This window comes from Streptosporangium sp. NPDC002721, from assembly GCF_042888905.1.
Lineage (GTDB): Bacteria > Actinomycetota > Actinomycetes > Streptosporangiales > Streptosporangiaceae > Streptosporangium.
Genome location: NZ_JBIAQI010000008.1, coordinates 192,046 through 217,366, shown reverse-complemented (window position 1 = coordinate 217,366; position 25,321 = coordinate 192,046). Strand labels below are relative to the sequence as shown.

Here is a 25,321-nt window from a genome sequence, read left to right as displayed (position 1 = left end):
TCGGGGATGGTTCGGTGGTAGGGGCGCTCAGGAGCCGTAGTGCGCCCAGATGGTCTCGTACGCCTCGCACAGGGTCTCGGCGGCCCGCCGCTGCCGCAGGGAGAGCGGCCGGTGGGTGAGGGTGCGGAACCGGGCGCCCAGGGCGGCGGCGTAGCCCGCGACCTCGGCGCGCGGCGCCCCGGGCGGCGCCCCGAGCTGGGTGGCCAGCTCGGAACCCGCGAGCAGGAGTTCCAGCGCCCGCCGGTCGTCGGCGGGGACCAGGGGGGAGGCCCGCAGCGCCTCGATCGCGGCGGGGTCCACCCGGACCGGGGGGAGCGGCTCGCCGCCGCCGGAGGCCACCCGCCCGTCCTGGGCGGTGCCCTGTGCCGCCTCCTCCAGCGCCACCTCGTCCAGCGCGGCCGAGACGAGGTCCTCCAGGACGGTCAGCACGTCCCTGGCCCGGTGCCCGCCGCTCCTGCCCTCGCTCATCATGGCGAGGGTGCGCCAGCGCATCGACGCCGCCGTGGCCGCGGCGGCGACCTGCGCGGGGGTGGCCCCGGCGGGCAGGCCGAGCTGCTCGGCGGGCTCGTCGTGGCGGGCCAGGCGCAGCAGCTCCCCGGTCATCTCCTCGTCCAGCACGAGCGTGCCGCGGCCGAGCGCCTCGGCGGCGGTGAAGATCCGCAGGCCGCCCAGGGCGGTGGCGATCGGCCGGTTCTCGTCGAGCTGGGCCGCCAGCGCGTCCAGGGTGGCGCGGTCGGCCCCCAGCGCGGGCGTGCGGGCGATCGCGCGCAGCCGGGTCAGCGCGTCGAGCGCCTTCAGCTGGTCGGCGCGGCGGGCGAAGTGGGCGATGCCCGCGGCCACCGAGCCGGTCGCGGCCCGGCCCGCGGAGGCGTAGCCCGACCGCTCCAGCAGGTGGGCGGCGAGCATCGCGGGGTCGGCCGTCCCGGCCGCGCGCACCGCCTCCACCGCGCTGGTGACGCCGTAGCGGTGCAGCCGCTCCACCAGCCGGTGCCGCACCTCGGCCGGTACGGGCAGCTCGGGCGCCGAGCGGAAGTCGTCCAGGTCCAGGAGGTAGTCCTCCAGGTCGTCCTCGTCGAGCCCGGCCAGCGCCGCCAGGCCCGCCGCGTCCTCGGCGTCCAGCGGCCGGGCCCGCGCGGTCTCGGCCAGCAGGCCGATCACCGGGACCACGTCGAAGACGGAGGTGCGCAGGTCCTCGTACCCCTTGGCGGCGAGCCGCCTGGCGGTCGGCCACGGGTCGCCCTCGTCGCCGCGCCGGTCGACCTGGCCGAGCACGGCGAGGGTGTTGACGCAGCTCATGCCGCAGGCGTCGGTCAGCCCGCGGAACTCGGCGAGGGTGGTGTCGTCGAACTTCTGGACGTAGCGCAGCACGTAGATCATCGCCTGGGCGCGGTCGTCCTCGTCGCCCGAGCCGAACAGCATGCTCCTGGCCGCCCGCTCGTTGGCGACCGTCACCGTGTTCATGCCGGGGGTGTCGACGATGGTGATCGTGCGCAGCGACGGCAGGTCGAGCGTGACCCGCAGGCGCCGGATCCTGGCCACCTCGACGCCGAACTCGGCGGGGAGCCGGTGGCCGGGCAGCAGCCGGGAGTGGACCGTCCCGCCGTCGGTGAGCTCGACCGTGATGTGGCCGTCGTCCTCGCCGTACTCGTACTGGGTGACCACGAAGGTGCACTCGCCCGCGTCCACCGGGGCGACGGGCAGCCCGAGCAGCGCGTTCACCAGCGTCGACTTGCCGCTGCTCACCGCGCCCGCCACCGCGACCCGCAGCGGGGCGTCGAGTCCGGCGCGCACCTGCCGCACCCGCTCGCGAAGCTCGGCGCCGGAGAGCCTGGCCGCGGTGGTGTCGCACAGGCGGCGCAGCAGGTCCGCGGGCCCGGCGTTCACGCGTCACCGTCCCGGCCGCCCGGGGTGTTCCCGAGGGCGGGTGCGTGGGCCCGGCCGTCCGGTACGGGCGTCTGAGCGGGCATGTCGGGATCGTCTCCTGGGTCGGTACGGGGAGCGTGGGAGGGACCATTCGCGGCCCGGTTCCCCGGGGCGGTGCGGGGGGTGAGGGAGTGGTGCGGCGGGGAGGGGGGTCTCACCGCCCGGTCCCCTGGTCCGGTGGCGAGTCGTGGCGGTAGACGACGACCTGCGGCACGCGGATCACGCGCTCGCCGTCGGCGTACCCCCACCTGACGGTCTCGGCGACGATGTCGTGCAGCTCGGGGCGTCCGGCCGCCTCGGTGCCGGTCGCCTCGTGCAGGCGCGGGTCGAAGCGCCGCCCGTCGGCGACGATCTCCCGGACGCCGGCCCGGTTCAGCGCCTCCAGCAGCGTCCCGGCCAGCCGGGGGTGCCGTTCGGCGAGCTGGTCGCGGTAGCCGACGCAGGCGGCCACCAGGGCCTCGCGGCCCGGGTGGCCCCCGGCCAGGAGCCGTTCCACCTGCTGGGCGAGCGCGGCGCTGACCCCGCTGCCCGCGACCTCGGCCAGCGCCCCGGCCAGCGGGTCCGCCGACAGGTCGGCCGGTGACACAGGTGGTGACACGGACGGTGACACGGACGGCGGTGCGGACGGCGGTACGGGCGGCGGCGCGGCGCGGTCCGCGCCGGGGTGCCCCTGCGCCCGTCCCGTCTCGCCCGTCTCGCCCGCCGGGAACGCCGGGAACGCCGGAGACGCCGGGAACGCAGAGGAAGCCGGGAACGCCGGAGACGCCGGGAACGGGGGCATCACGGTGGACGCGGGAGCCGCTCCCCAGGTGCCGGGAAGGGGCGCCGGAGGGGTGGGGCGGCGGCCGCGGTGCCACAGGTACAGGCCCGCGACCACCAGGGCCAGGGCGCCCGCCGCCACCGCGAGCACCAGGGGCGGCGGGAGGAACCCGAACGGTGTGCCCACCGTGACGGACTCCCCCTCCCCGGGACGCAGGGAGCGCACGCCGCCGTCGCGCAGCGGCGCCGACGGCGCGCCGGACGCCTCCCCTCCGAACCCGGTCACCACGCCGCAGCCGGTCAGCGCCGGCCAGGCCAGGAGCAGGGGAAGGAACGCGCGCCGGTCCCTCATCGCAAGCCTTTCGTCGGCGGCCCGTGTGAACCCGGATCCGGGTCCCCCGGTGGAGGCGGGTTGAGTCACACGGGCTCGTGCCGGTCTCGCCGGATCAGACGGTCGGGAAGGGGCCCGCGGTCTCGGTGTAGTCGGAGACCCCGTCGCCGTTCAGGTCGACCCGGGTCTCGTCGATGTAGCCGTCGCCGTCGTGGTCGAGGTAGACGACGTCGGTGACGCCGTCGCCGTCGGTGTCGTAGCGCTCCTCGTCGGCGAGACCGTCACCGTCGGTGTCGATCAGCTGGGCGTCGGTGCCCCCGTCGCCGTCGTAGTCGACCAGGTCGGTGGTGGTCACGTCGAAATCGCTCATTGGTTCGTTCCTTTCAGGTGTTGTTACGTCAGATGAGAGTGACGATCGCACCGGATTGTTGCAGCCCGATCCCAGATTTCTTAGTGAATTTCCGAAAAGTCGGCCGAGTCTCGTCCCTTATCCCGATAAAAAGGGATGAAAAGCGACAAAGGGGCTTGGATGTCCCCGTCTCAGCTGAGCGCGCGGGCGGTGTGGATCAGCGGAACGTGGCTGAACGCCTGCGGGAAGTTGCCGACCATCCGGCCGTAGCGGGGGTCGTACTCCTCGGCGAGCAGGCCGACGTCGTTGCGTAGCGACAGCAGGCGCTCGAACAGCTCGACGGCCTCGTCCTTGCGGCCGATCATCGCCAGTGCCTCGGCCAGCCAGAAGCTGCACGCCAGGAACGCGCCCTCGCCGCCGGGCAGGCCGTCCACGTCGTTGTCGGGGGAGACGGGATAGCGCAGCACGAAGCCGTCGACCATCAGCTCGCGCTGGATCGCCTCCACCGTCCCGGCCACGCGGGGGTCCTCCGGCGGCAGGAAGCCGACGATCGGGATCAGCAGCAGGGCCGCGTCCAGCTCCTGCGAGCCGTACGACTGGGTGAAGGTGCCGCGCACCGGGTCGAAGCCCTTGTCGCAGATCTCGGCGTGGATGCGGTCGCGCAGCTCCTTCCAGCGCGCCAGCGGGGCGGGCTTGCCGAAGGCCTCGACCTGCTTGACCGCCCTGTCGACGGCGACCCAGCACATCACCTTGGAGTGGACGAAGTGCCGGCGCGGGCCGCGGACCTCCCACAGGCCCTCGTCGGCGTCGCCCCAGTGCTCCTCGACGTAGGAGATCAGCTCGTACTGCAGGGTCCAGGCCCGGTGGTCGGCCTGCAGGCCCGAGACGCGCGACAGGTGCAGGGAGTTCATGACCTCGCCGTAGACGTCCAGCTGGAGCTGGTCGACCGCGCCGTTGCCGATCCTGACCGGCCGGGAGTTCTCGTAGCCGGGCAGCCAGTCGAGCTCCAGCTCCGTCAGCCTGCGCTCCCCGGCGACGCCGTACATGATCTGCAGGTCCTGGGCGCGGCCCGCGATGGCCCGCAGCAGCCAGGACCGCCACGCGCCCGCCTCCTCCAGGTACCCGGCGCCGATCAGGGCGTCCAGGGTCATGGTGGCGTCGCGCAGCCAGCAGTAGCGGTAGTCCCAGTTGCGCACGCCGCCGAGGTCCTCGGGCAGCGAGGTGGTCGGGGCGGCGACGATGCCGCCGGTGGGGGCGTAGGTGAGCGCCTTGAGCGTGATGAGCGAGCGGACCACGGCCTCGCGCCACGGCCCCCGGTAGGTGCACTGCTCGACCCACTCGGCCCACAGCGTCTCGGTCTCGGCCAGCTGCTCGTACGGGTCGATCTCGACGGGCCGGGGCTCGTGCGAGGGGTGCCAGGTGAAGACGAACGCGAGGCTGTCGCCCTCGGAGACCTCGAACCTGGCCCGGTGGGCGTAGTCGCCGCCCTCCAGCGGGACGGGGGAGTGCAGCCACACCGAGTCGGGCCCGCCGACGGCCTGCAGGAGGCCGTCGCTGCGGCGCACCCAGGGCACGATGCGGCCGTAGTCGAAGCGGATGCGGATCTCGGTGGCCATCTCCACCGTGCCGGACACGCCCTCCACGATCCTCACCAGGTCGGGGTTGGTGTGCCGGGTGGGCATGAAGTCGGTCACCCGGACCGTGCCGGTCGGGGTGTCCCACTCGCTCTCCAGGACGAGGGTCTCACCCCGGTAGCGGCGCCGGGTGGCGTGCGGACGCTCGGCGTGCGCGGGACCGATCCACCACTGGCCGTTCTTCTTGTCGCCGAGCAGCGCCCCGAAGCAGGAGGGCGAGTCGAAGCGCGGCAGGCAGAGCCAGTCGATGGAGCCGTTCCGGCCGACCAGGGCCGCCGACTGCATGTCGCCGATGAGAGCGTAGTCCTCGATCCACATGCCTCGAAGTTAACCCCTTCACGGGGTCCGCGGTGACCTCCGGAGGAACTGGGCGCCCGGCCGGGTCCTGGGCATGAAGAACTGGCTCAGCGGCCCGATCGCGAGGGCGAACACCAGCGTCCCCACCCCCACCGTCCCGCCCAGCAGCCAGCCCGCCGCCAGCACGGTGACCTCGATGACGGTGCGCGCCGAGCGGATGGACAGGCCCAGGCGGTTCAGGCCGGTCATCAGGCCGTCGCGCGGCCCGGGGCCGAGCCCCGCGCCGATGTACAGGCCGGTCGCCGCGCCGGTGACCACGACGCCGAGCAGCAGGTACGCCCAGCGCGCGGCGAGCGCGTCCGGGGTCGGGAGCAGCCACATGGCCGCGTCGGCGAACAGGCCCAGGAAGACGACGTTGCTGAGGGTGCCCACCCCCGGCCGCTGCCGCAGCGGGATCCACAGCAGCATGACCAGGGCGCCCACGATGATGATCCAGGTGCCGATCGACAGCCCCATGTGGATGGAGAGCCCCTGGTGGAACACGTCCCAGGGGCTGCCGCCCAGCCGGGACTCGATCTGCAGGGCCACGCCGACGCCGTAGAGGGCCAGGCCCGCGTACAGGCGGGTGAGCCGGTTGGGAAGGGAGACGAGGGCGGGCAGGGAGAGTTCGCTCATAATGGCGTCAATCGTCAGGGCCATAGGGTCAGATCAAAAGGGCCAATCGCGATAAGTGGCCTTACGATGACCGTCATGGACCGGTACCTGAGCGGCCCCCAGCTCGCCCGCCTGCTGTCGATCGACCCCGCGGCCAGGCCGTACTACCGGGTCCTGGCCAGGAGCGTGCGGTCGCTGGTCCTCGACGGGCGGCTGCCCGTGCGGGTGCGGATGCCCGCCGAACGGCATCTCGCCGCGGCCCTGGGCGTGAGCCGCACCACCGTGACCTCGGCCTACGACCTGCTCCGCGAGCAGGGGTACCTGGAGAGCAGGCAGGGCGCGGGAAGCTGGACCGCGCTGCCCGACGCGGGCTCGCTGGGCACCGACAACCCCTGGCTCGCCGCCGGGGACGACGGACTGCTGCCGCTGCACGCCGCGGCCCCGAGCGCGATCTCGACGCTGCCCGGGGCGATCGCCGCCGCCACCGACCGATATCCCCGCTACACCCTCGGCATGGGCTACGACCCGGTCGGGATCGCCCCGCTGCGCCAGGCGATCGCGGCCCGCTACACCGCGCGCGGGGTGGCCACCCGCCCCGAGCAGATCCTCGTCACCACCGGGGCCCAGCAGGCCATCCACCTGGTGACCACGCTGCTGCTCTCCCGGGGCGACCCGATGCTGGTGGAGTCGCCCACCTACCCGCACGTCCTGGACCTGGCCAGGACGCGCGGGGCCAGGATCGTCCCGGTCGGCGTCCCCGACGAGGGCTGGCGCGACCTGGACCTGCTGACCTGCGCGATGCGCCAGTCGGCCGCCCGCCTGGTGTACGTCATCCCCGACTTCCAGAACCCGACCGGGCACCTGATGGACGACACGGCGCGGGCGGCCCTGGCCGCCGCGGCGAGGCGGTACGGCACCACGCTGGTGGCCGACGAGAGCTGGTGCGAGCTGGCGATCGACGAGGGGGCCCGGGCCACGCCGCTGGCCGCGTTCGACACCGACGGCAGGGTGATCACCGTCGGCTCGGCGTCCAAGCTGTGGTGGGGCGGGCTGCGCATCGGCTGGATCCGCACCACCGCCGCGACGGTCCGCCGCCTGGCCGTCCTCCGCGCCTCCGTGGACATCGCCAGCCCGCTCTTCGAGCAGCTGGTGGTGACGGGGCTGTTCGAGGGCATCGAGGAGGCGAGGGCCGAGCGGGCCCGCCTGCTCCGCGCCTCCAGGGACGTCCTGGCGGCCGAGCTGGCGGCGCGCATGCCCGACTGGAGCTTCCTGACGCCCCGGGGCGGCGGCTCGCTCTGGGTGCGGCTGTCCGGCCCCTCGGCCGTCGCGCTGGTCGACGCGGCGGCCTGCCAGGGGGTCCGCCTCGCCCCCGGGCAGTGGTTCGGGGTGGACGGCACCCTGGAGGGCCGGCTCCGCCTCCCCTTCACCCAGCCGCCCCGGGTCCTCGTCGAGGCCGTGCGGCGCATCGCCGAGGCCAGGCTGAGGGGGGCGTACGGCATCCGCCCCGCCGAGCCCCTCACCCCGAGCCTGTGATCCCGTGGTTCAGTCGGAGATGGTGACGCCCCTGGCCAGCGGGGCCCGCAGCCTCAGCCGCACGGCGGCCATCCGCAGCCCGAAGGCCAGCAGCGCGGCGGCCAGCGTGGCCGGCCAGCCGTGCAGGTCCAGGGTGTAGAGCAGCGCCATCAGCGCCGAGCCGAGCATGGCGGGCACCGCGTAGAACTGGCGGTCGTACAGCAGGTTGGGGATCTGCCCGGAGAGGACGTCGCGCAGGATGCCGCCGCCGACTCCGGTGGTGACCCCGAGCAGGGCCGCGTGCAGCGGGGAGAGGCCGAAGGACATCGCCTTCTCGGTGCCGACCGCGCAGAACAGGCCGAGCCCCGCGGCGTCGAAGACGTTCACCGCGGGCATCAACCGCTCGACCTGGGGGTGCCAGAAGAACACGATCGCCGTGGCCACCACCGGCACGACCACGTACCCGACGCTGGAGAAGGCCGCGGGCCGCACGTTCAGGATCAGGTCGCGCGCGATGCCGCCGCCCAGCGCGGTCATCTCGGCCAGCACGGTCATGCCCACCACGTCGAGCCGCCTGCGCACACCGACGAGGGCGCCCGAGAGGGCGAAGACGAAGATCCCGACGAGATCGAGCACATGATTCACGGATAAATCATCCCATGACCGGATATATGCGCTTTCCAGGAGGTGAGCGGGACGGTCAGGACGCGGGGGACGCCTCCGGCGCCCGGTGCTCGCGCATCATCGCATGCAGCCGGCCCGCGAACGCGAGCAGCACCAGCGAGGCCACGATGGAGATCGCGGCCAGGGTGAGGAAGTACGCCGCCTCCGACATGTGGTTCTTCAGCCGCCCCGTCTGCCCGCCCACCGCGTCGCCCACCGAGAAGGAGAGGAACCACAGCCCGAGCATCTGGCTCTTGAACGCCTCGGGGGCGAGCTTGGTGGTGACCGAGAGCCCGACCGGGCTCAGCGCCAGCTCCCCGAAGACCTGGACGAGATAGACCAGCACCAGCCACCACACCGAGATCCTCCCGGTCGCGGCCAGCGTGGCGGCGAGCGCCATGATCATGAAGCTCAGCCCGTTGACGAACAGTCCCAGCGAGAACTTGTGGGGAGCGGTCACCCGGTTGCCCAGCCGGACCCACAGCGCCGCGAAGACCGGCACGAAGATCATGATGAACAGCGGGTTGAACGCCTGCGTGGTCGCCGGGGTGATCCGCAGGCCGAACAGCGACAGGTCCGTGTTGTTCTGGGCGAAGAACAGCAGCACGGTCGGCGCCAGGTCGTAGACCATCCAGAAGACGGCGGCGGCGGCGAACAGCCAGACGTAGGCCTTCATCCGGGAGCGCTCGTCGTCGGTCAGGTTGTGGCTGCCCAGCAGGATGTAGCCGAAGTAGAACACCGGCACCGCCACGATGAGCAGCGTCATCACCAGGGCGAAGGTGTCGAGGCTGAACGTTCCGGTGGCCGCCCACACGGCCAGCGCGCCGCCCGCCACGACGACGGCCGCGACGGCGGCGAGGGTGAAGTGCCGCCGCTCGCGCGGGGTCATCCGGTGGCCCGGCCGCTCGCCCGTCCCCAGCAGGTGGCGCCTGCCCAGCACGTACTGCGTCAGGCCCAGGGCCATGCCGACCGCCGCCGCGCCGAAGCCCAGGTGCCAGCGGTCGCCCTCGGCGAGGCGGCCGACGACGATGGGGGCGATGAAGGCGCCGATGTTGATGCCGAGGTAGAAGATCGAGAAGCCCGCGTCCCTGCGCGCGTCGTCGTCCCGCGGGTAGAGCTTGCCGACCATCGTGGAGATGTTGGGCTTCAGCAGCCCGGTCCCGGCGATGATGAGGAGCAGCCCGAGCGCGACGAAGGCGCCGGTCCTGGCGGGGATCGCCATGCTGATGTGGCCGAACATGATGACGACGCCGCCCCACAGCACCGCCCTGCGGGCCCCGAGTACCCGGTCGGCGATCCAGCCGCCGGGCAGCGCGACGAGATAGATGAGGGCGCCGTAGATGCCGATGATCGCCTGGGCGGTCTGCTCGGTCAGCCCGAGGCCGCCCGTGGCGGGGGAGGCGGCCATGAAGGTGGCGAGGATGGCCCGCAGGCCGTACCAGCTGAAGCGCTCCCACATCTCGGTGCCGAACAGCGTGGCGAGGCCGCGCGGGTGCCCGAAGAAGGTCCTCTCGCGAGCCCGTGTTCCCGATGGCATGCGTCCCCCCGAACGTCATCGCGTGATCAGAGGCTAACTCTACGTACGCCTCCCGCCGGGACGGGAAAGCCGGATGTGCAATGTGGCGTTTCTTCTCCCTTTCAGGGTCTTGTCCGAGGGGAACGGCGTGTGGTGCGATGCATGCCACTCGTGCAAGTGAACACTTTCTGGAGGCGCGTCATGGCCGGTGTCCTTGAGGAGCGGGCGGCGATCGAGAGGGAGATCGCGGGCCGCACGGTCTGCGGTCAGCTGAAGGAGGCGGCCGAGAGCAATCCCGACGCGCCCGCGTACTCCGACCCGGTCGAGGGGGGCTGGTCCACCCTGACCTACTCCCAGGCCAGGCAGCGGGTCCTGGAGATCGCCGCCGGTTTCGCCGCGCTCGGGCTGGAGCCCGGCGAGGCGGTCGCGCTCATGATGGTGAACCGCAGCGAGCACGTCCTGGCCGACCTGGGCGCGGTGCACGCCGGTGCCGTGTCCTGCTCGGTCTACTCGACCTTCGCCCCCGACCAGGTGGCCTTCGTGGCCGGCGACGTCGGGGCGAGGATCGCGGTGCTCGGCGGGGCGGCCGACCTGGCCAGGTGGGAGCCGGTCCTGGACGACCTTCCCGGGCTTCGCAAGATCATCGTGCTGGAGGGCGCCCCGGCCGGCGACCGGTTCGTCTCCTGGGACGACTTCCTCGCCCTCGGCCGCGAGACGCTCGCCGCCGACCCCGCCGCCGTCGACGCCCGCTGGCAGGCGGTGACCGCCGACGACGTCCTCACCGTCCTGTACACCTCCGGCACCACCGGCAACCCCAAGGGCGTGCCGCTCACCCACGCCAACGTGTTCTTCGAGGTCGTGGCGACCAACCGGATGGCCGAGCTGCCCAGCAACGGCACCCAGATCTCCTACCTCACCTACGCGCACATCGCCGAGCGGGTGCTCAGCCTCTACCTGCCGCTCTTCAAGTTCTCCCACACCCACTTCTGCACCGACCTCGCCCAGCTCGGCGCCACCCTCGGCCAGGTCAAGCCGGTGCTGTTCTTCGGGGTGCCGCGCGTGTGGGAGAAGATGATGGCCCGCCTGCAGGCGCTGCTCGCCACCCAGCCGGAGGAGCAGCAGGAGGGCGTACGCCAGGCCATGGCCGCCGGGCTCGCCTACATCGAGGCCAACCAGTACGGGCGCACCCCCTCGCCCGAGGTCGTGGCCGCCTACGAGCAGGCCGACGCCGCGCTGCTGTCGATCATCCGGGCGATGATCGGCTTCGAGAACGCGGGCTGGCTCGCCACCGCCGCCGCGCCCATGCCGCTGGAGGTCCAGCGCTTCTTCGCCGGTCTCGGCCTGCGGGTCCTCGACGTGTACGGCATGACCGAGACGACCGGCGCGTTCACCGCCAACGCCCCCGACCGCTACAAGCTCGGCACGGTCGGCCAGGCGGGTCCGGGCGTCGAGGTCAGGATCGCCGAGGACGGCGAGATCATCACCCGCAGCCCGGCCAACACCCGCGGCTACCTCAACCGGCCCGAGGCCACCGCCGAGCTGCTCGACGACGACGGCTGGCTGCACACCGGCGACGTGGGCTCCGTCGACGAGGACGGCTTCGTCAGCATCGTCGACCGCAAGAAGGAGATCATCATCACCTCCGGGGGCGAGAACATCTCCCCGGCCAACATCGAGAACTACCTCAAGGAGCACCCGCTCATCGGCCAGGCCCTCGCCTACGGCGACGGCAGGCCGTACCCGGTGGCGATCCTCACCCTCGACGGCGAGGTGGCCCCCGGCTGGGCGCAGGCCAACGGCGTCACGTTCACCACCCTGGCCGACCTCGCCGAGCACCCCGACGTCCTCAAGACCGTCGAGGGCGCGATCGCCGTCGCCAACGAGAAGCTGGCCCGCGTCCAGCAGATCAAGCGCTGGCGCCTGCTGCCGGTGGAGTGGACGGCCGAGAGCGCGGAGCTCACCCCGAGCCTGAAGCTCAAGCGCCGCGTCATCCACGCCAAGTACTCGGAGATCATCGACGGCATGTACGAGGGCTGACCGTGTCGGCACGTGCGAGGGCTGACCGCGTCGGCATGTACGAGGGCTGACCGCGTCGGTATGCACGAGAGCTGACCGCGTCGGTATGCACGAGGGCTGACCGCGTCGGTATGCACGAGAGCTGACCGCGTCGGCATGTACGAGAGCTGACCACGAGGAGACCTCGGGCCGCGCGCGAGCCGCCCGGCGCCCGCCGTCGCCGGGCGCCGGGTCCCCTCTTCGCGGCCGCCGCGTCCCCCGGTGGACGCCCCGCGCTTTGCCCAACGGGGCGTGTGTCCTCTACCTGCTTGTTACCGGCGGCCTCCTAGCGTCCTGATCATGACGATGAGAGTCCTTCTCGCATCCCTGGCGGCCGGGGCAGTGACCCTGCCGGTACCGGCCGGAGCACCGGCCGCGGCCGTCGAGGACCTGACGATCCGTTCGGTGACCCTGCGCCCGGCGAGCCCCGTGGTCGGGCCCGCCGACTCCGTGCGCATGGTGATAGAGGTGGTGGCCCGGGGCGTCACCGGCCCCGGAGGGGTGAGGATCAGGGTCGAGCCCGGCGCGCCTCCCGCCTCGGGCACGTCCTTCCCCGTCACCGCGCCGCGCCGCGAGACACCCGCCCAGCCGAAGCCCGGACAGGGGCCGGCTCTCGCGCCCGGCCCGGCACCCGGCCCGATCGTGGCCGCCCGCCTCGCTCACGGCACGGCCGGGGCGACCGAGGAGAGGATCGTCTCCCTGCCGGGGGAGGGGCCGGGGGAGGGCTGGGTGACCTGGCGGTTCGCCCCGGAGAAGAGCCTGAGCCGCTGGTACCCGGCGGGCCCCTGGACGGTCTCCGTGACCGCCAGGGGCGTGGACGGCGCCGAGGTCACCGGGCACACGGGCTTCCTGCTGAAGCGCCTGACCAGGTTCGGCGGCGTGGAGGCGGTGAGGGGGAACTCGGGCGTGCGGGTGACGGGCGTGCTGAACAGGGTCGATCCGCAGGGGGACCTCGACTACGCGCCCTTCCCCGGCCAGCCCGTCGAGATCCTGCACCGGCCGAAGGAGAGGGAGAAGGAGAGGGAGAAGGCCGGATGGACGAGGGTGGCCGGGGCCACGACCGACTCCCACGGCCGTTTCGCCCGGACCGTGGGCGACCGCACGGGCGGCGAGTGGCGGATCCGCTTCCAGGGCACGAACCACTACGCCCCCAGGCTGGGCATCGTCCACCAGGTCTCGCGCTAGCAGCAACCCCGCGGGCGCCGACGACCGGCCGGGAGCACCCGGGCCGGGAAGAAGCACGGACCGGCCTCCGGGTCAGGCCAGGGCGTGCACCGCCGCGCCGAACAGGGCGGGCATCCGCCGGGCGGCCGGGACGATCAGCCGCCCCGCCGTCCGGTATTGGCGGGTGCCCACCAGCGCGCCGGTGAGCAGCCGGTGCCGCCGGGACAACCGCAGCCAGGCGGCCTCGTACGACCCGGGGGCATCGGCCCGCAGGCAGTCCACCAGCAGCCGCGCGGACGTCAGCGCGAGCGACACCCCCTCCCCGGTGAGCGCGTCGACGTATCCGGCCGCGTCGCCGACGAGCAGCACCCGCCCGGCCACCCGGGCGCGCACCCGCTGGCGCAGCGGCCCGGCCCCGCGCACCGGGGTCGCCGCCGGTCCCCGCAGCCGTTCCAGGAGCGCGGGGAAGTCCGCCAGGTGCTCCGGGTAGCCGCGCCGCCGCGAGCTCAGCACGGCGACGCCCACCAGGTTCTCGCCCACCGGCGTCACGTACGCCTCGCCGTCCGCGGCCCAGTGCACCTCGACGAAGTCCGTCCACGGCGCGACCGGGTAGTGCCGCCGCAGCCCGTACCTGCGCGGCCCGCGCCCCGGCAGCTCCAGCCCGAGCAGGGCGCGCAGCGGGGAGTGCAGGCCGTCGGCGGCCACCAGCCAGCGGGCCCGCAGGCCCGCGGCCTCGACCCCGCGGCCGTCCTGCCGCACCCCGTCCACCTTGCCCGGTACGACCCGCACGCCCAGCTCCCGCGCCCGCCGGGCCAGCGCGGCGTGCAGCGCGGTCCGCCGCACCCCCAGGCCCGGCCCGTCGCGGAACGCGGCCTCCACCGCGTACCGGCGGTCCAGGTAGCGGATGCCGCGCAGCGGCCTGCCCTCCACCCGCACCCCCAGCGCCCCCAGGGCCGCGGTCCCGCTGGGCATCAGCCCCTCGCCACACGCCTTGTCCACCGGTACGGCCCTGGGCTCGACGACGACCGCCTCCATCCCGGCCAGGGCGGCGTGGATGGCGGTGGCCAGCCCCGCCGGGCCCCCGCCCGCGATCAGGACGTCGATCACGCCGACGGCCCGCCGGTGGACCGCGGTGGCCCGTCGCCTGGCGGGGCCGTGGCGAGCAGGGCCAGCGCGTCCTCCTCGCAGCGGATCCGCACCACCATCAGCGCGGCGTTGAGCACGGTGAACACCAGCGCGGTGACCCACGCGGTGTGCACCAGGGGCAGCGCCACCCCCTCGACGGCCACCGCGACGTAGTTGGGGTGGCGCAACCAGTGCAGCCGGTAGGGGCCGCGCTCCACCGGCGGCAGGCCGGGCACGACGATGACCTGGGTGTTCCACTGCGGGCCCAGCGCGGTGATGCACCACCAGCGCAGCCCCTGCGCGGCGACCACCAGCGCGAGCATCGGCCAGCCGAGCGCGGGCACGAAGGGCCGGTCGGCCAGGCCCGCCTCGGCCAGGCACCCGGCGAGCAGGCCGGTGTGCAGGACGACCATCCACGGGTAGTGCCCCTGCCCGGACAGCACCCCGCCGCGCGCCATGCTCCAGCGCGCGTTGCGGCGCGCGACGACCAGCTCGGCGACACGCTCCAGACCGACGAGCAGCACGAGGAGCAGATACCAGGACGACAGATGCCAGGACATCGGACCCCTACCAGCGCAGCAGGACGAGTTCGGAGCAGAATCCCGGCCCCATCGCGAGCAGGAGTCCCGGCGTGCCCGGCGGTGGTGGCCGCAGGGCGAGCGTATCCCGCAGGACGTGCAGGACCGAGGACGAGGACAGGTTCCCGATCGCCGCGAGCGAGCGCCAGGTGAGGTCCAGCGCGCCCTCGGGAAGCCGCAGCGTCTCCGCCACCGCCTCCAGGACCTTCGGGCCGCCCGGGTGACACACCCACGCCGTCACGTCCTCGACCCGCAGGCCGTGGTCGCCGAGGAAGCCGTGTACGTCCTCCGCGAGGTAGGTGCGCACCACCTCGGGACCAGCGCAGCCCCTGCGCGGCGACCACCAGCGCGAGCATCGGCCAGCCGAGCGCGGGCACGAAGGGCCGGTCGGCCAGGCCCGCCTCGGCCAGGCACCCGGCGAGCAGGCCGGTGTGCAGGACGACCATCCACGGGTAGTGCCCCTGCCCGGACAGCACCCCGCCGCGCGCCATGCTCCAGCGCGCGTTGCGGCGCGCGACGACCAGCTCGGCGACACGCTCCAGACCGACGAGCAGCACGAGGAGCAGATACCAGGACGACAGATGCCAGGACATCGGACCCCTACCAGCGCAGCAGGACGAGTTCGGAGCAGAATCCCGGCCCCATCGCGAGCAGGAGTCCCGGCGTGCCCGGCGGTGGTGGCCGCAGGGCGAGCGTATCCCGCAGGACGTGCAGGACCGAGGACGAGGACAGGTTCCCGATCGCCGCGAGCGAGCGCCAGGTGAGGTCCAGCGCGCCCTCGGGAAGCCGCAGCGTCTCCGCCACCGCCTCCAGGACCTTCGGGCCGCCCGGGTGACACACCCACGCCGTCACGTCCTCGACCCGCAGGCCGTGGTCGCCGAGGAAGCCGTGTACGTCCTCCGCGAGGTAGGTGCGCACCACCTCGGGGACGCTCGCGTCGAGCAGCACGCGGAAGCCGGTGTCGCCGACGTGCCAGCCCATCACGTGCTCGGAGCCGGGATACAGGTGGCTGCGCGAGGCCACCACCGTCGGCCCCGGGATCCCGTACGCCTCCGCCTGGTCGGGGAGCGGATGGTGCGTTGCGGGGGAGGGGCTCACGAATCCCGGAGACGCGGAAACCGGGGAGGTCGAGAAAGACGCGGAAGACGCGGAAGACGCGGAAGACGCGGAAGACGCGGAAGACGCGGAAGACGCGGAAGACGCGGAAGGCGCAGAAGGCGCGGAGGGGCCGGGGAGGGGGAGCCGGTGTCGCGTCGCGGGCGCGCCGTTCGGCGGGGAGGACCCGGCGGGTCCCGCGGCCCGCGTCGTCGCGAACACGTCGCTCGCCCCAGTGGCGCGGAAGCTACCGGGGGAGCCGGTACGCCGGGGCCGCCACTCGTATCCGCAGGCCACCACTGCCGTCGCACCGTCGCCGAACAGGGCGCTCGCGACCATGTTGGCGACGGAGGCGTCACCGCGCTGCAGCGTGAGGGAGCACAGCTCGACCGAGAGCAGCACCGCCAGATGGTCCGGCCAGCCGCGCAGGTAGTCGTGGAGGCGGGCGATCCCGGCCGCTCCCGCGACGCAGCCCAGCCCGAAGACCGGTATCCGCTTCACGTCCGGGCGCAGCCCGAGCCGCCCGGCCAGCCTGGCGTCCACCGAGGGCGCCGCGACACCGGTCACCGAGGTGAAGAGAATCATGTCCACGTCCTCGGGGACGACCCCCGCGTCCTCCAGCGCCCCGCTCACCGCCTCGACGCCCAGCTCCACCGCCGTCTCCACGAAGGCGTCGTTGGCCGCGCCGAAGCCGTCCAGCTTGGCGTACCGTTCGAGCGGCAACGTCAGGTGCCGTGACTCGACCCGCGCGGAGGCGTGCAGCCTGTCGAGCAGCCCGCGGCTGGCCCCTTCGGGAAGGCACGCTCGCGCGAACGCGTCGGTGATCTCTGCCTGGGAGTGGTGGTTCGGCGGGAGTGCGCCGCGGACAGCGATGATTCGCGTCATCTATTAACCCCCGGCTCGCAAACAGCGGACACTTCCCTTTTGCCCATCTGCCGTAGCGGCATGCGTCACGAAGTCCTCCCTGCCCGCTTTCCACGGCATTCCGGTCCACCGCTCCGCGAAGCGGGAAACAGTGAGACGGATGACCGGAGAGCGGATGACCGGCGATCGGGGCCGACGGCGGATCAGGGACTCGCCGGCAATGAGCTGACCGGTGGATCAGGGGCTGACCGGCAACGAGGAACTGACCGGCGGATCAGGGACTCACCGGCGATGAGAGGCTGGCCGGCGATCGGGGGCCGCGTTCCGGTCCGCGGGGGCCCCGCGCCCGGTGGGGTTCCCGCCTACGATCGACCTGTGACGACGAGTCGGCCATCGCGCCTGGGCCCCGAGCCGTCGTTCCGGGCCGTACGAGGGCTGCTGCTGGCCTGTCACCCGGGGCCGACCGTGGCGGTCACCGCCCTGGTGACCGCGCTGGCCGTCGCGAGCGGGCGTGACGCGGCCGGGTGCGCCCTGGTGGCCGCCGCCGTGCTGGCCGGGCAGCTCTCGATCGGCTGGTGCAACGACGCGGTGGACGCCGCGCGCGACGCCGCCGCGGGACGCGCCGCCAAGCCCGTCGCCTCCGGCGCGGTGGGCGTCCGCACGGTGTGGGCCGCCGCGCTCGTGGCCCTGGCGCTGTGCGTGCCGCTCTCGCTGGCCTCCGGTCCCGCCGCCGGTGCCGTCCACCTGGCCGGCGTCGCCGCGGCGTGGGCCTACGACCTCGGGCTCAAGGCGACCGCGCTGTCCTGGCTGCCGTACGCGGTGGGGTTCGGCTCGCTGCCGGGGTTCGTGACCCTGGGCCTGCCGGGAAGCCCGTGGCCCGCCTGGTGGGCGGTGGCGGCCGCCGCGCTGCTCGGTTGCGGGGCGCATCTGGCGAACGTGCTCCCCGACATCCCCGCGGACCTCGCGGGCGGGGTCCGCGGCTGGCCGCAGCGGCTCGGCACCGCCCGCGTCCGCGCCCTGATCCCGCTGCCGCCGCTGGCCGCGACGGCCCTGCTCGTCTTCGGTCCCCCGGAGCCGCCGGGCGCGGGAGGCTGGATCGCCCTGGCGGCGGCGGGGGCGTTCACCGCCGGAGGGCTGGCCCTGGGCCGGGGCTCGTCGCGCGTCCCCTTCGCCATGGCGATAGCGGTCGCCGCGGTCGACGTCGTCCTGCTCCTCGCCCGGGGCACCGCCATCACCGCCCCCTGACTCCCGCCCCGGCTGATCCGCGCTTCGTTCCGCTCATGTCGGGCCGTCGATCCCCGCCCCGACGGCTCGCCTCCGACCGGACCGCCCCAGATCGGCCCGGTCCGCTCCCCGGCCGGTGCGGGCGTCCGAGTCTCAGCGAGAGGCCGACGGCACCGCGGGCACCCGGTCGTCCCAGGAGATCCGGTGGTCGTGTATCCAGGCCAGCGCGTCCCTCCTGTCCACCTGCCGCATGACGACGGGAAGCGCGAGGTCGCGCAGGAAGGCGCCGACGGCTCCCGGGGCCTTGCCGCTCCCGTTGCGCCTGCCGTGCGCCACGATCCGCTCCACCCGGCCTCGCCGCAGCCTCTCGAAGGCGGCGAACGCGTCGGAGGTGCCGGGGACGTCACGCAGGCACTTGGCCAGCACCACCGCGTCCTCGATCGCCATGGACGCCCCCTGGCCCGACGAGGGCGAGGTCGCGTGCGCGGCGTCGCCCAGGATCACCATGCGCCCGTTGGACCACCTCGGCACGGTCGGGAAGTCGTAGGTGTTCCATCCGGCCGGGATGTCGGCGGTCGCGCGGATGATGTCGAGCATCGGCCCGGTGTCGTCCCCGAACAACTCCGTCAGCGTGGCGCGCCACCGCTCGGGGGTGACCGCCGCGAGCTCCTCCGGGGTCGGCTCCTTCCGGCTCGGCGGGTTGGCGAACCACCACACCTGCCCGTCCGGGTGGACCAGGTAGCCGAAGAAGGCTTTCTTGCCGAAGACGAAGTGGTACGTCCCCGGCTCGCCGGGCACCTTCACACCGTCCGCGAAACCGCCCGTGTTCAGCAGCCCGACGTGCCGGGCGCGGGGCGCGCCGGGGTCGATGATCGTGCGCGTGCGCGAGTGGAGCCCGTCGGCGCCGACCAGCAGGTCGCCCTCGGCCGTGCCGCCGTCGGCGAAGGCCGCGCGTACCCCGTCCGTGGTGATCGAGGCGTCGGTGAGGCGCTTGCCGTAGTGGATCCGCACCCCGCGCCGCACGGCCTCGTCGCGCAGCGCCAGGTAGAGGTCGGCGCGCCTCAGCGTCCGGCTGGGCTGCCGGGTGGAGGCGAGCACTTTGCCCCGGCCGTTGAGCATCAGCATCCGCGAGGAGTCCATGCCCAGATCGTGGACGAGGTCGCGTAGGCCGAGGGGGCGCAGGGCCTCGATCCCGTTGGCCGCGAGCGTGAGGAAGACGCCCACCCCCTCCGAACCGCGGTCGTACGCCTCGAAGACCTCGCAGTCCACGCCCGCGCGCAGCAGGGCCATGGCCGTCACCGGACCGGCGATGCCCCCGCCGATGATCAACGCTTTTTTAGTCATAACATGACTATACATAGAATAACCATCAAACGGCGGGCCCTACGATGTTCGCCATGTCTACGAGGCGATCTCCCCTGGCCATGGCGTTGCTCTCCCTGGTCGTCGAGGCGCCGATGCACGCGTACCGGATGCAGCGGCTGATCAAGGAACGGCACAAGGACGACGTGGTCAACGTCGCGCAGCGCAACAGCGTGTACCAGACCATCGAGCGGCTGCTGCGCGACGGGCTCATCGCGGTCCGCGAGACCTCGCGCGAGGAGAACCGCCCGGAGCGGACCGTCTACGAGCCCACCGAGGCGGGCCGCGACACGCTGCGGCAGTGGATGCGGACGATGCTCTCCGCGCGGGCCCGCGAGTTCCCCGAGTTCCCCGCCGCGCTCGCCTTCCTGCCCGTGCTGCCGCCCGGCGAGGTCCGTGCCGCGCTGGAGGAGCGCGTCACCTCACTGGAGACGCGGCTGTCGGAGCTGGACACCGGCCTCACCGAGGGGGCGAGGTTCCTGCCCCGCGTCTTCCTGGTGGAGTCCGAGTACCAGCGGGCCGTGCTCAGGGCCGAACTCGACTACGTCCGCGGCCTCACCGGCGACCTGCGCGCGGGCCTGCTCGACTGGGACTACCGCATCTGACCTCCGCCGTTTCATGGGCGACGGGACCTTCCCCGTCGTGAAGCTCACCTTCACCGGCGACGAACCGCCCGAGCTCGGGCTCCGACCCTCCCCGGTGTCCCGCCCGAGGCCGTGACCCGATGATTATTGAGTTGCGGGGTGGATGGCCTTTCTGGCCTTATTGATCACGTTCGGGATGTGGCCGGGAGGAGGCGATGTGGAGATGTCGTACAACGAGGTGATGGGTGGGCGTGCGCCGATCCGCATGTGGGCCGACCCGGCGGAGGTCGAGCCGAACGTGATGCAGCAGCTGCGCAACGTGGCGAACCTGCCGTGGGTGCAGGGAGTCGCGGTGATGCCGGACGTGCACCACGGGATGGGTGCGACGGTGGGGTCGGTCATCGCGATGCGCGACGCGGTCTCGCCCGCGGCGGTCGGGGTCGACATCGGGTGCGGGATGACCGCGGTGAAGACCTCGTTCAGGGCGGAGAACCTTCCCGACAACCTGGCCCACCTGCGTTCGAAGCTGGAGCAGGCGATTCCCGTCGGGTTCGGGCACCACAAGCGGCCGGTCGACCCCACCAAACTGCACGGGCTCAAGACCGCCGACTGGGCGGGGTTCTGGAAGGACTTCGACACGCTGGCCCCGGCGGTCCGCCCGAGGCGGGAGCGCGCCGAGGTGCAGATGGGCACCCTGGGCGGGGGCAACCACTTCCTGGAGGTGTGCGCCGACGACGAGGGCACGGTCTGGGTGGTGCTGCACTCCGGGTCGCGCAACATCGGCAAGGAGCTGGCCGAGCACCACATCGGCCAGGCCCAGCACCTGCCGCACAACCAGGACCTGCCCGACCGGAACCTGGCGGTGTTCGTCGGGGGCACCCCGCAGATGGACGCCTACCGGCGTGACCTGTTCTGGGCGCAGGACTACGCGCGGCGCAACCGCGCGGTCATGATGGCCCTGGTCTGCGACGTGCTCCGGCGCCACCTGGCGGGCATCACCTTCGAGCGGCCGATCTCCTGCCATCACAACTACGTGGCGGAGGAGCGCTACGACGGCGTGGACGTGCTCGTCACCCGCAAGGGCGCGATCCGGGCGGGTTCCGGCGAGTTCGGGATCATCCCCGGGTCGATGGCGACCGGCACCTACATCGTGAAGGGCCTGGGCAACACGGCCGCGTTCAACTCGGCCTCGCACGGCGCGGGCCGCCGGATGAGCCGGAGCAGGGCGAAGAAGACCTTCACCCTGGCCGACCTCAAGGCGCAGACCGCCGGTGTCGAGTGCCGCAAGGACACCGGGGTGATCGACGAGATTCCCGGCGCGTACAAGGACATCCGGTCGGTCATGGCGGCGCAGGCCGACCTGGTCGAGGTCGTCGCCCACCTGCGGCAGCTGGTCTGCGTCAAGGGCTGACGGCCGGAAACGGGACATGCGACGACATATCCAGGAATCAACCATCTCTTGGTGATGTTGGAACAGTGAGGCCTGTCTAGGGCCGGAAGGGGGGCTGGCCGTAGGCTGGCCCCCTGTTCCAACAGGTGATCAATTGGAGGTGGCGTCCCGTGTTGCAGGACTCGTTCGGTCGCGTGGCGACTGATCTGCGGGTGTCCCTCACCGATCGCTGCAACCTGCGCTGCTCCTACTGCATGCCACCCGAAGGCCTCGAATGGCTGCCCAAACCCGAGCTGCTGACCGCCGACGAGATCGTCAGGCTGGTCACCATCGGGGTGGAGCGGCTCGGCATCACCGAGGTCCGCTACACCGGCGGCGAGCCCCTGCTCCGCCGCGAGCTGGTCGACATCGTGGCCCGCACCACCGCGCTCGACCCCGTCCCGCAGGTCTCGCTGACCACCAACGGGATCGGGCTGGGCCGGATGGCCGCCTCCCTGGCCGCCGCGGGTCTGCACCGGGTCAACGTCTCCCTCGACACCCTCGATCGCGAGACCTTCAAGAGGCTCGCCCACCGCGACCGCCTGGCCGACGTCCTCGCCGGGCTGGAGGCGGCCGACGCCTCCGGACTGCGCCCGGTCAAGGTCAACACGGTGCTGATGCGCGGGATCAACGACCACGAGGCCGTGCCGCTGCTCCGCTACTGCCTGGAGCGGGGCTACGAGCTCCGGTTCATCGAGCAGATGCCGCTGGACGCCCAGCACGGCTGGCGCCGGGAGAACATGATCACGGCCGACGAGATCCTCGCCATGCTGAAGGCCGACTTCGACCTGGTCGACGCCGACTCGGCGGAGCGCGGCAGCGCCCCTGCGGAGTTGTTCCTCGTCGAGGGCGGCCCGGCCAGGGTGGGGGTCATCGGCTCGGTCACCCGGCCGTTCTGCGGCGCGTGCGACCGGGTGAGACTCACCGCCGACGGCCAGATCCGCAACTGCCTGTTCGCCACCGACGAGTCCGACCTGAGGGCCGCGATGCGCGCGGGCGCCGACGACGACGAGATCGCCGAGCGCTGGCGGTCCGCGGTCCGGATCAAGAAGGCCGGTCACGGCATCGACGACCCGACCTTCCTGCAGCCGTCCCGCCCGATGTCCGCCATCGGCGGCTGACGTCCCCGCCCGGAGCCCCGGAGCCCCGGAGCCCTGGAGCCCTGGAGACGCAGAGACACGGAGCCCTTGGAGGTGCCCGATGACCGTCCGCCACGACGCCTGCATCCTGGCGGGCGGCCTCGCGCGAAGGCTCGGCGGGCGCGACAAGCCCGGCCTGCACGTCTCCGGCCGCCCGCTGGTCGAGTCGGTCGCCGCCGCCGTGCCCGGCGCGGCACGGCTGATCGTCGTCGGGCCGCCCCGCCCCGGGCTGCCGCGCGCGATCTTCCGGCGTGAGGACCCGCCCGGGGGCGGGCCCGTCCCGGCGCTGCGGGCGGGCCTGGCCGAGGTGACCGCCCCGTGGGTGGCGCTCCTCGCCGCCGATCTCCCGTTCCTGACCGCCGAGCACGTGGCCGCGCTGCTCGACGCCGCGGGGGCGGGGGACGGGCAGGACCCGGCGGGGCGAGAAACGATGCCGTACGCGGGGGCCGGGAAGCGTACCGGGAAAACGGGCGAGCGCCGGGCCGGGGCGGTGCTCCTCGACGACGGCGGGCGCGAGCAGTGGCTCGCCGGGGTGTGGCACGTAGAGAGCCTGGCGCGGGCGCTCGCCCGCTACGAGGGGCGGTCGCTGCACGGGCTGCTGGCCCCGCTCGACCCGGCCACGCTTCATCTCACCGGGCAGCCGTGGTTCGATTGCGACACCATGGACGATCTACAGCGGGCCCGGACGCTGGAGCCGGGCTCCGAGGGCGGAAGGGCCGGTTCCGGCGAGGGCCGCGAGAGCGGCGACGGTACGGTACGGGCGCGGCCGCGGACAAGGAGCGAGAGATGAACGTGCTGGCGGAATGGACCGCGCTGGTCTGCCGGGAGCTGGGTGTCGACCCCGCGACGCTGGATCGAGACGAGGTGCTGGACCTGACCAAGGAGGTCGCGCACGGGGTGGCCAGGCCGGCCGCGCCGCTCACGGCCTATCTGCTCGGCCTGGCCCAGGGAGCGGGCACGGCGCCGCCGGACGCCGTGGAGAGGCTGACCGCGCTGGCGCGCAACTGGGAACAGGCGACGGCCGAGACACCGGGCGACAAATAATGCCAAAAGGTGAGACGTTTTGATGTAAAAGTCTGAGAAAAGGGCGACGCCGGGTGGTTACGGGGGCAAACCACCCGGCGTCGCTTCATCGGCGTTCCGACGGGGGCCCGGAACGCCGGCAACAGTGCCCCGACGGGGGACCAGGGCACTTGGCTAAAGCGTACACCTACTACCCTTGGGGTGCGTCAAGACTTAGTCACGACCCGATCTCGCGTCGGTGGCGTGGAATCTCGCTTTGTCCGGAATCTTCCATGTCAGGGGCACGCGGAACTCCGCGCGGCGGCGCGTTGGCCCCGATCACGGCAAGGTATGGTAAAAAGATCGCCCCGGCGAAGAGTAGCAGCCGTACGGGCATCGGGGCGGGCACGGTGAAGGCGAGGACCAGGCAGATCAGCCGGATCCCCATCTTGATGAAGTAGCTCTTCTCGCGCTTGCCTATGTCGGCGCTCAGTGAGGGCTGGGCGTCCGTCACCTGGTGAACCACCGGACGCTTACCCCATACCTTCACAACTCCCAATCTAAGCCTCATATCGGCTGGGTGTGAACGGTCATGTAATCGTGGCTTTCCGGGAAGGAGCAGGGGATGACAGATCGAACGTATCGGGTGACCGAGATAGTCGGCACTTCGGGGGAGAGCATCGAGGCCGCCGTCCGCAACGGGGTCCGCCGCGCCTCCCAGACCCTGCGCCATCTCGACTGGTTCGAGGTGACCGAGATCAGAGGACACATCGAGGAGGGGGAGATCGGCCACTTCCAGGTCGGCCTGAAGATCGGGTTCCGTCTGGAGGACGACTGAGCCTGTACGGCGGATGTCCCGTGCCGCAGACTGCGGGCATGGAAGAGACTCGGGCCGCGAGAACGGGAAGACCGCGCGGTGCGGGGATGGGGGCGGTGGCGCGGGCCGCGCTGGCCGCGGCGGTGATCCTCCCCGCGGGCTGCGCCGCCCCGGCGGGCGGCGCGCCCCCCGTGTCCGCCCCCGTCCCCGCCGCCGCGCCCGCCACCACCGTGTCCGCCCCGCGAACCGCGCCCGTACCCACGATCACCGCGCCGCGAGCCGGGACCGGGCAGGAACCCCTGCTGCGCCAGAGCGCCGCCGACGTCGCGCGGACGATCGGCAGTATCCGCAAGATCGACGACCTGCCGCTGTACGAGATGACCTACCACGGGTCGTACGACCGCGAGGCGCCCCTGGGGGAGGAGGAACTGGCGGGACGGGCCGACGGCTGGGCCTGCTCCCTGTTCGCCCTGGGCGGCGACCGGCCGCTGTTCGGCCGCAACTTCGACTGGGACCCCAACCCGGCGCTGATCGTGCACGCCGACCCGCCCGACGGCTACGCCTCGGTCTCCGTCGTCGACCTGTTCCACCTGATCGGAGGCTCCACCCCGCCGGACCTGTCCGCCGCGCCCGACCGCCGCAGGATGGCTCACGCGGTGCTCGCCCCCTACGACGGGGTCAACGAGAAGGGGCTCGCGATCGGCATGGCGACCTCCCCCGAGGGAGGGCTGCCCGCCCGTTCCCCCGACCGCCCCGACATCACCAGCGTCCGCGTCATCAGGATCATGCTCGACAAGGCCGCGACCGTGGACGAGGCGTTGGCGATCATGCGCCGCTACGACGTCGACTTCACGATCGGGCCGCAGATCCACTACCTCATCGCCGACGCGGCGGGCAAGTCGGCTGTCGTGGAGTACGCCGGGGGCAGGCTCAACGTCATCGACGACCGGATGCTCACCAATTTCGGAATGACGGGCACCTCCGCCGCCCAGCGCCGGGCCGACCACCGCTACCGCACGCTCGCCGAGGGGCTGCCCGCCACCCGCGACTGGCAGGGCGCGATGGGCCTGCTGCGAAAGGTGGCCCAGACGCACACCCGCTGGTCGGTCGTCTACGACCTCACAGACGCCACCGCCCGCGTGGTGGCGGGCCAGCGCTGGGAGACCGTGCACACCATCCCGCTCGTCCAGCGCTGAGCGCCCGGCCGGGGCGGGATACGGACGCGGCGCGCCCCTCTCGTCCGCC

At 72.8% G+C, this 25,321-nt stretch carries 24 protein-coding genes; 11 read left to right on the top strand and 13 right to left on the bottom strand.

Annotated features, from left to right (window positions below; translation table 11 throughout):
• Positions 1-27: 27 nt before the first annotated feature.
• The 5 genes from ACFYWM_RS13270 to ACFYWM_RS13250 form a co-directional block, all read right to left on the bottom strand.
• The gene (locus ACFYWM_RS13270; protein WP_389913275.1) at positions 28-1,884 is read right to left on the bottom strand and encodes a dynamin family protein; all 1,857 of its coding nucleotides are present in this window, start codon (positions 1,882-1,884) and stop codon (positions 28-30) included.
• Positions 1,885-2,077: 193 nt separating this feature from the next.
• Positions 2,078-3,034, bottom strand: coding sequence for a nucleotide exchange factor GrpE (locus ACFYWM_RS13265; RefSeq protein WP_389913272.1), 957 nt, complete (start codon positions 3,032-3,034; stop codon positions 2,078-2,080).
• A 94-nt stretch (positions 3,035-3,128) separates the two neighbouring features.
• A complete protein-coding gene (locus ACFYWM_RS13260) occupies positions 3,129-3,383 on the bottom strand; it encodes a hypothetical protein (protein WP_389913269.1) in 255 nt (84 codons plus the stop codon).
• A 170-nt stretch (positions 3,384-3,553) separates the two neighbouring features.
• The gene (locus ACFYWM_RS13255) at positions 3,554-5,314 is read right to left on the bottom strand and encodes a glycoside hydrolase family 15 protein (RefSeq protein ID WP_389913266.1); all 1,761 of its coding nucleotides are present in this window, start codon (positions 5,312-5,314) and stop codon (positions 3,554-3,556) included.
• Positions 5,315-5,332: 18 nt separating this feature from the next.
• Positions 5,333-5,968, bottom strand: coding sequence for a YitT family protein (locus tag ACFYWM_RS13250; RefSeq protein ID WP_389913263.1), 636 nt, complete (start codon positions 5,966-5,968; stop codon positions 5,333-5,335).
• Between the two features lie 75 nt (positions 5,969-6,043).
• Here ACFYWM_RS13250 and ACFYWM_RS13245 point away from each other — a divergent pair, with 75 nt between their 5' ends.
• Complete coding sequence (locus ACFYWM_RS13245; RefSeq protein WP_389913260.1) at positions 6,044-7,480, top strand: PLP-dependent aminotransferase family protein; 1,437 nt, start codon at positions 6,044-6,046, stop codon at positions 7,478-7,480.
• Between the two features lie 9 nt (positions 7,481-7,489).
• Here the strand turns inward: ACFYWM_RS13245 and ACFYWM_RS13240 are convergent, their stop codons facing one another.
• Positions 7,490-8,104, bottom strand: a complete 615-nt coding sequence (locus ACFYWM_RS13240; protein ID WP_389913257.1) for a trimeric intracellular cation channel family protein — start codon at positions 8,102-8,104, stop codon at positions 7,490-7,492.
• 55 nt (positions 8,105-8,159) lie between these two features.
• A complete protein-coding gene (locus ACFYWM_RS13235) occupies positions 8,160-9,659 on the bottom strand; it encodes a peptide MFS transporter (protein WP_389913254.1) in 1,500 nt (499 codons plus the stop codon).
• Between the two features lie 180 nt (positions 9,660-9,839).
• Between ACFYWM_RS13235 and ACFYWM_RS13230 the strand changes: the two genes are divergently transcribed.
• Positions 9,840-11,675 (top strand): AMP-dependent synthetase/ligase, encoded by a 1,836-nt coding sequence (locus tag ACFYWM_RS13230; RefSeq protein ID WP_389913251.1) that lies wholly within the window; start codon positions 9,840-9,842, stop codon positions 11,673-11,675.
• A gap of 318 nt (positions 11,676-11,993) precedes the next feature.
• Complete coding sequence (locus ACFYWM_RS13225; protein ID WP_389913248.1) at positions 11,994-12,878, top strand: hypothetical protein; 885 nt, start codon at positions 11,994-11,996, stop codon at positions 12,876-12,878.
• 72 nt (positions 12,879-12,950) lie between these two features.
• Here ACFYWM_RS13225 and ACFYWM_RS13220 read toward each other — a convergent pair whose 3' ends face one another.
• The 4 genes from ACFYWM_RS13220 to ACFYWM_RS13205 form a co-directional block, all read right to left on the bottom strand.
• The gene (locus ACFYWM_RS13220) at positions 12,951-13,964 is read right to left on the bottom strand and encodes an NAD(P)/FAD-dependent oxidoreductase (protein WP_389913246.1); all 1,014 of its coding nucleotides are present in this window, start codon (positions 13,962-13,964) and stop codon (positions 12,951-12,953) included.
• Entirely contained in the window at positions 13,961-14,542 is a 582-nt protein-coding gene (locus ACFYWM_RS13215; protein WP_389913244.1) for an isoprenylcysteine carboxyl methyltransferase family protein, read from the bottom strand. Before ACFYWM_RS13215 ends, ACFYWM_RS13220 begins: the two co-directional genes overlap by 4 nt.
• Before the next feature lie 7 nt (positions 14,543-14,549).
• Entirely contained in the window at positions 14,550-14,867 is a 318-nt protein-coding gene (locus ACFYWM_RS13210; protein WP_389913241.1) for a 3-oxoacyl-[acyl-carrier-protein] synthase III C-terminal domain-containing protein, read from the bottom strand.
• Between the two features lie 293 nt (positions 14,868-15,160).
• Positions 15,161-16,540, bottom strand: a complete 1,380-nt coding sequence (locus ACFYWM_RS13205) for a type III polyketide synthase (protein WP_389913238.1) — start codon at positions 16,538-16,540, stop codon at positions 15,161-15,163.
• A 354-nt stretch (positions 16,541-16,894) separates the two neighbouring features.
• Here ACFYWM_RS13205 and ACFYWM_RS13200 point away from each other — a divergent pair, with 354 nt between their 5' ends.
• Positions 16,895-17,764, top strand: coding sequence for a UbiA family prenyltransferase (locus tag ACFYWM_RS13200; RefSeq protein WP_389913235.1), 870 nt, complete (start codon positions 16,895-16,897; stop codon positions 17,762-17,764).
• A gap of 132 nt (positions 17,765-17,896) precedes the next feature.
• Here ACFYWM_RS13200 and ACFYWM_RS13195 read toward each other — a convergent pair whose 3' ends face one another.
• Positions 17,897-19,087 carry an FAD-dependent oxidoreductase gene (locus ACFYWM_RS13195; protein WP_389913232.1) on the bottom strand — a complete coding sequence of 397 codons (1,191 nt, stop codon included), beginning with the start codon at positions 19,085-19,087 and terminating at the stop codon, positions 17,897-17,899.
• 53 nt (positions 19,088-19,140) lie between these two features.
• Between ACFYWM_RS13195 and ACFYWM_RS13190 the strand changes: the two genes are divergently transcribed.
• The 5 genes from ACFYWM_RS13190 to ACFYWM_RS13170 all read left to right on the top strand — a co-directional run bounded on the left by ACFYWM_RS13190 (position 19,141) and on the right by ACFYWM_RS13170 (position 23,301).
• Positions 19,141-19,710 carry a PadR family transcriptional regulator gene (locus tag ACFYWM_RS13190; protein ID WP_389913229.1) on the top strand — a complete coding sequence of 190 codons (570 nt, stop codon included), beginning with the start codon at positions 19,141-19,143 and terminating at the stop codon, positions 19,708-19,710.
• Between the two features lie 202 nt (positions 19,711-19,912).
• Complete coding sequence (locus tag ACFYWM_RS13185) at positions 19,913-21,100, top strand: RtcB family protein (RefSeq protein ID WP_389913227.1); 1,188 nt, start codon at positions 19,913-19,915, stop codon at positions 21,098-21,100.
• Between the two features lie 149 nt (positions 21,101-21,249).
• Entirely contained in the window at positions 21,250-22,239 is a 990-nt protein-coding gene (gene moaA / locus ACFYWM_RS13180; RefSeq protein WP_389913225.1) for a GTP 3',8-cyclase MoaA, read from the top strand.
• Between the two features lie 79 nt (positions 22,240-22,318).
• Positions 22,319-23,047, top strand: coding sequence for a molybdenum cofactor guanylyltransferase (locus tag ACFYWM_RS13175; RefSeq protein WP_389913223.1), 729 nt, complete (start codon positions 22,319-22,321; stop codon positions 23,045-23,047).
• The gene (locus ACFYWM_RS13170) at positions 23,044-23,301 is read left to right on the top strand and encodes a DUF6457 domain-containing protein (protein WP_389913220.1); all 258 of its coding nucleotides are present in this window, start codon (positions 23,044-23,046) and stop codon (positions 23,299-23,301) included. The genes ACFYWM_RS13175 and ACFYWM_RS13170 overlap by 4 nt, the downstream gene beginning before the upstream one ends.
• Positions 23,302-23,497: 196 nt before the next feature.
• Here ACFYWM_RS13170 and ACFYWM_RS13165 read toward each other — a convergent pair whose 3' ends face one another.
• On the bottom strand, positions 23,498-23,773 hold the full coding sequence (locus tag ACFYWM_RS13165; RefSeq protein ID WP_389913217.1) for a DUF3099 domain-containing protein: 276 nt from the start codon (positions 23,771-23,773) through the stop codon (positions 23,498-23,500).
• Positions 23,774-23,884: 111 nt separating this feature from the next.
• On the opposite strand from ACFYWM_RS13165, the gene ACFYWM_RS13160 reads away from it, so the two are divergent.
• A complete protein-coding gene (locus tag ACFYWM_RS13160) occupies positions 23,885-24,097 on the top strand; it encodes a dodecin (protein WP_389913214.1) in 213 nt (70 codons plus the stop codon).
• A 38-nt stretch (positions 24,098-24,135) separates the two neighbouring features.
• The gene (locus tag ACFYWM_RS13155) at positions 24,136-25,272 is read left to right on the top strand and encodes a carcinine hydrolase/isopenicillin-N N-acyltransferase family protein (protein WP_389913212.1); all 1,137 of its coding nucleotides are present in this window, start codon (positions 24,136-24,138) and stop codon (positions 25,270-25,272) included.
• Positions 25,273-25,321 lie beyond the last annotated feature (49 nt).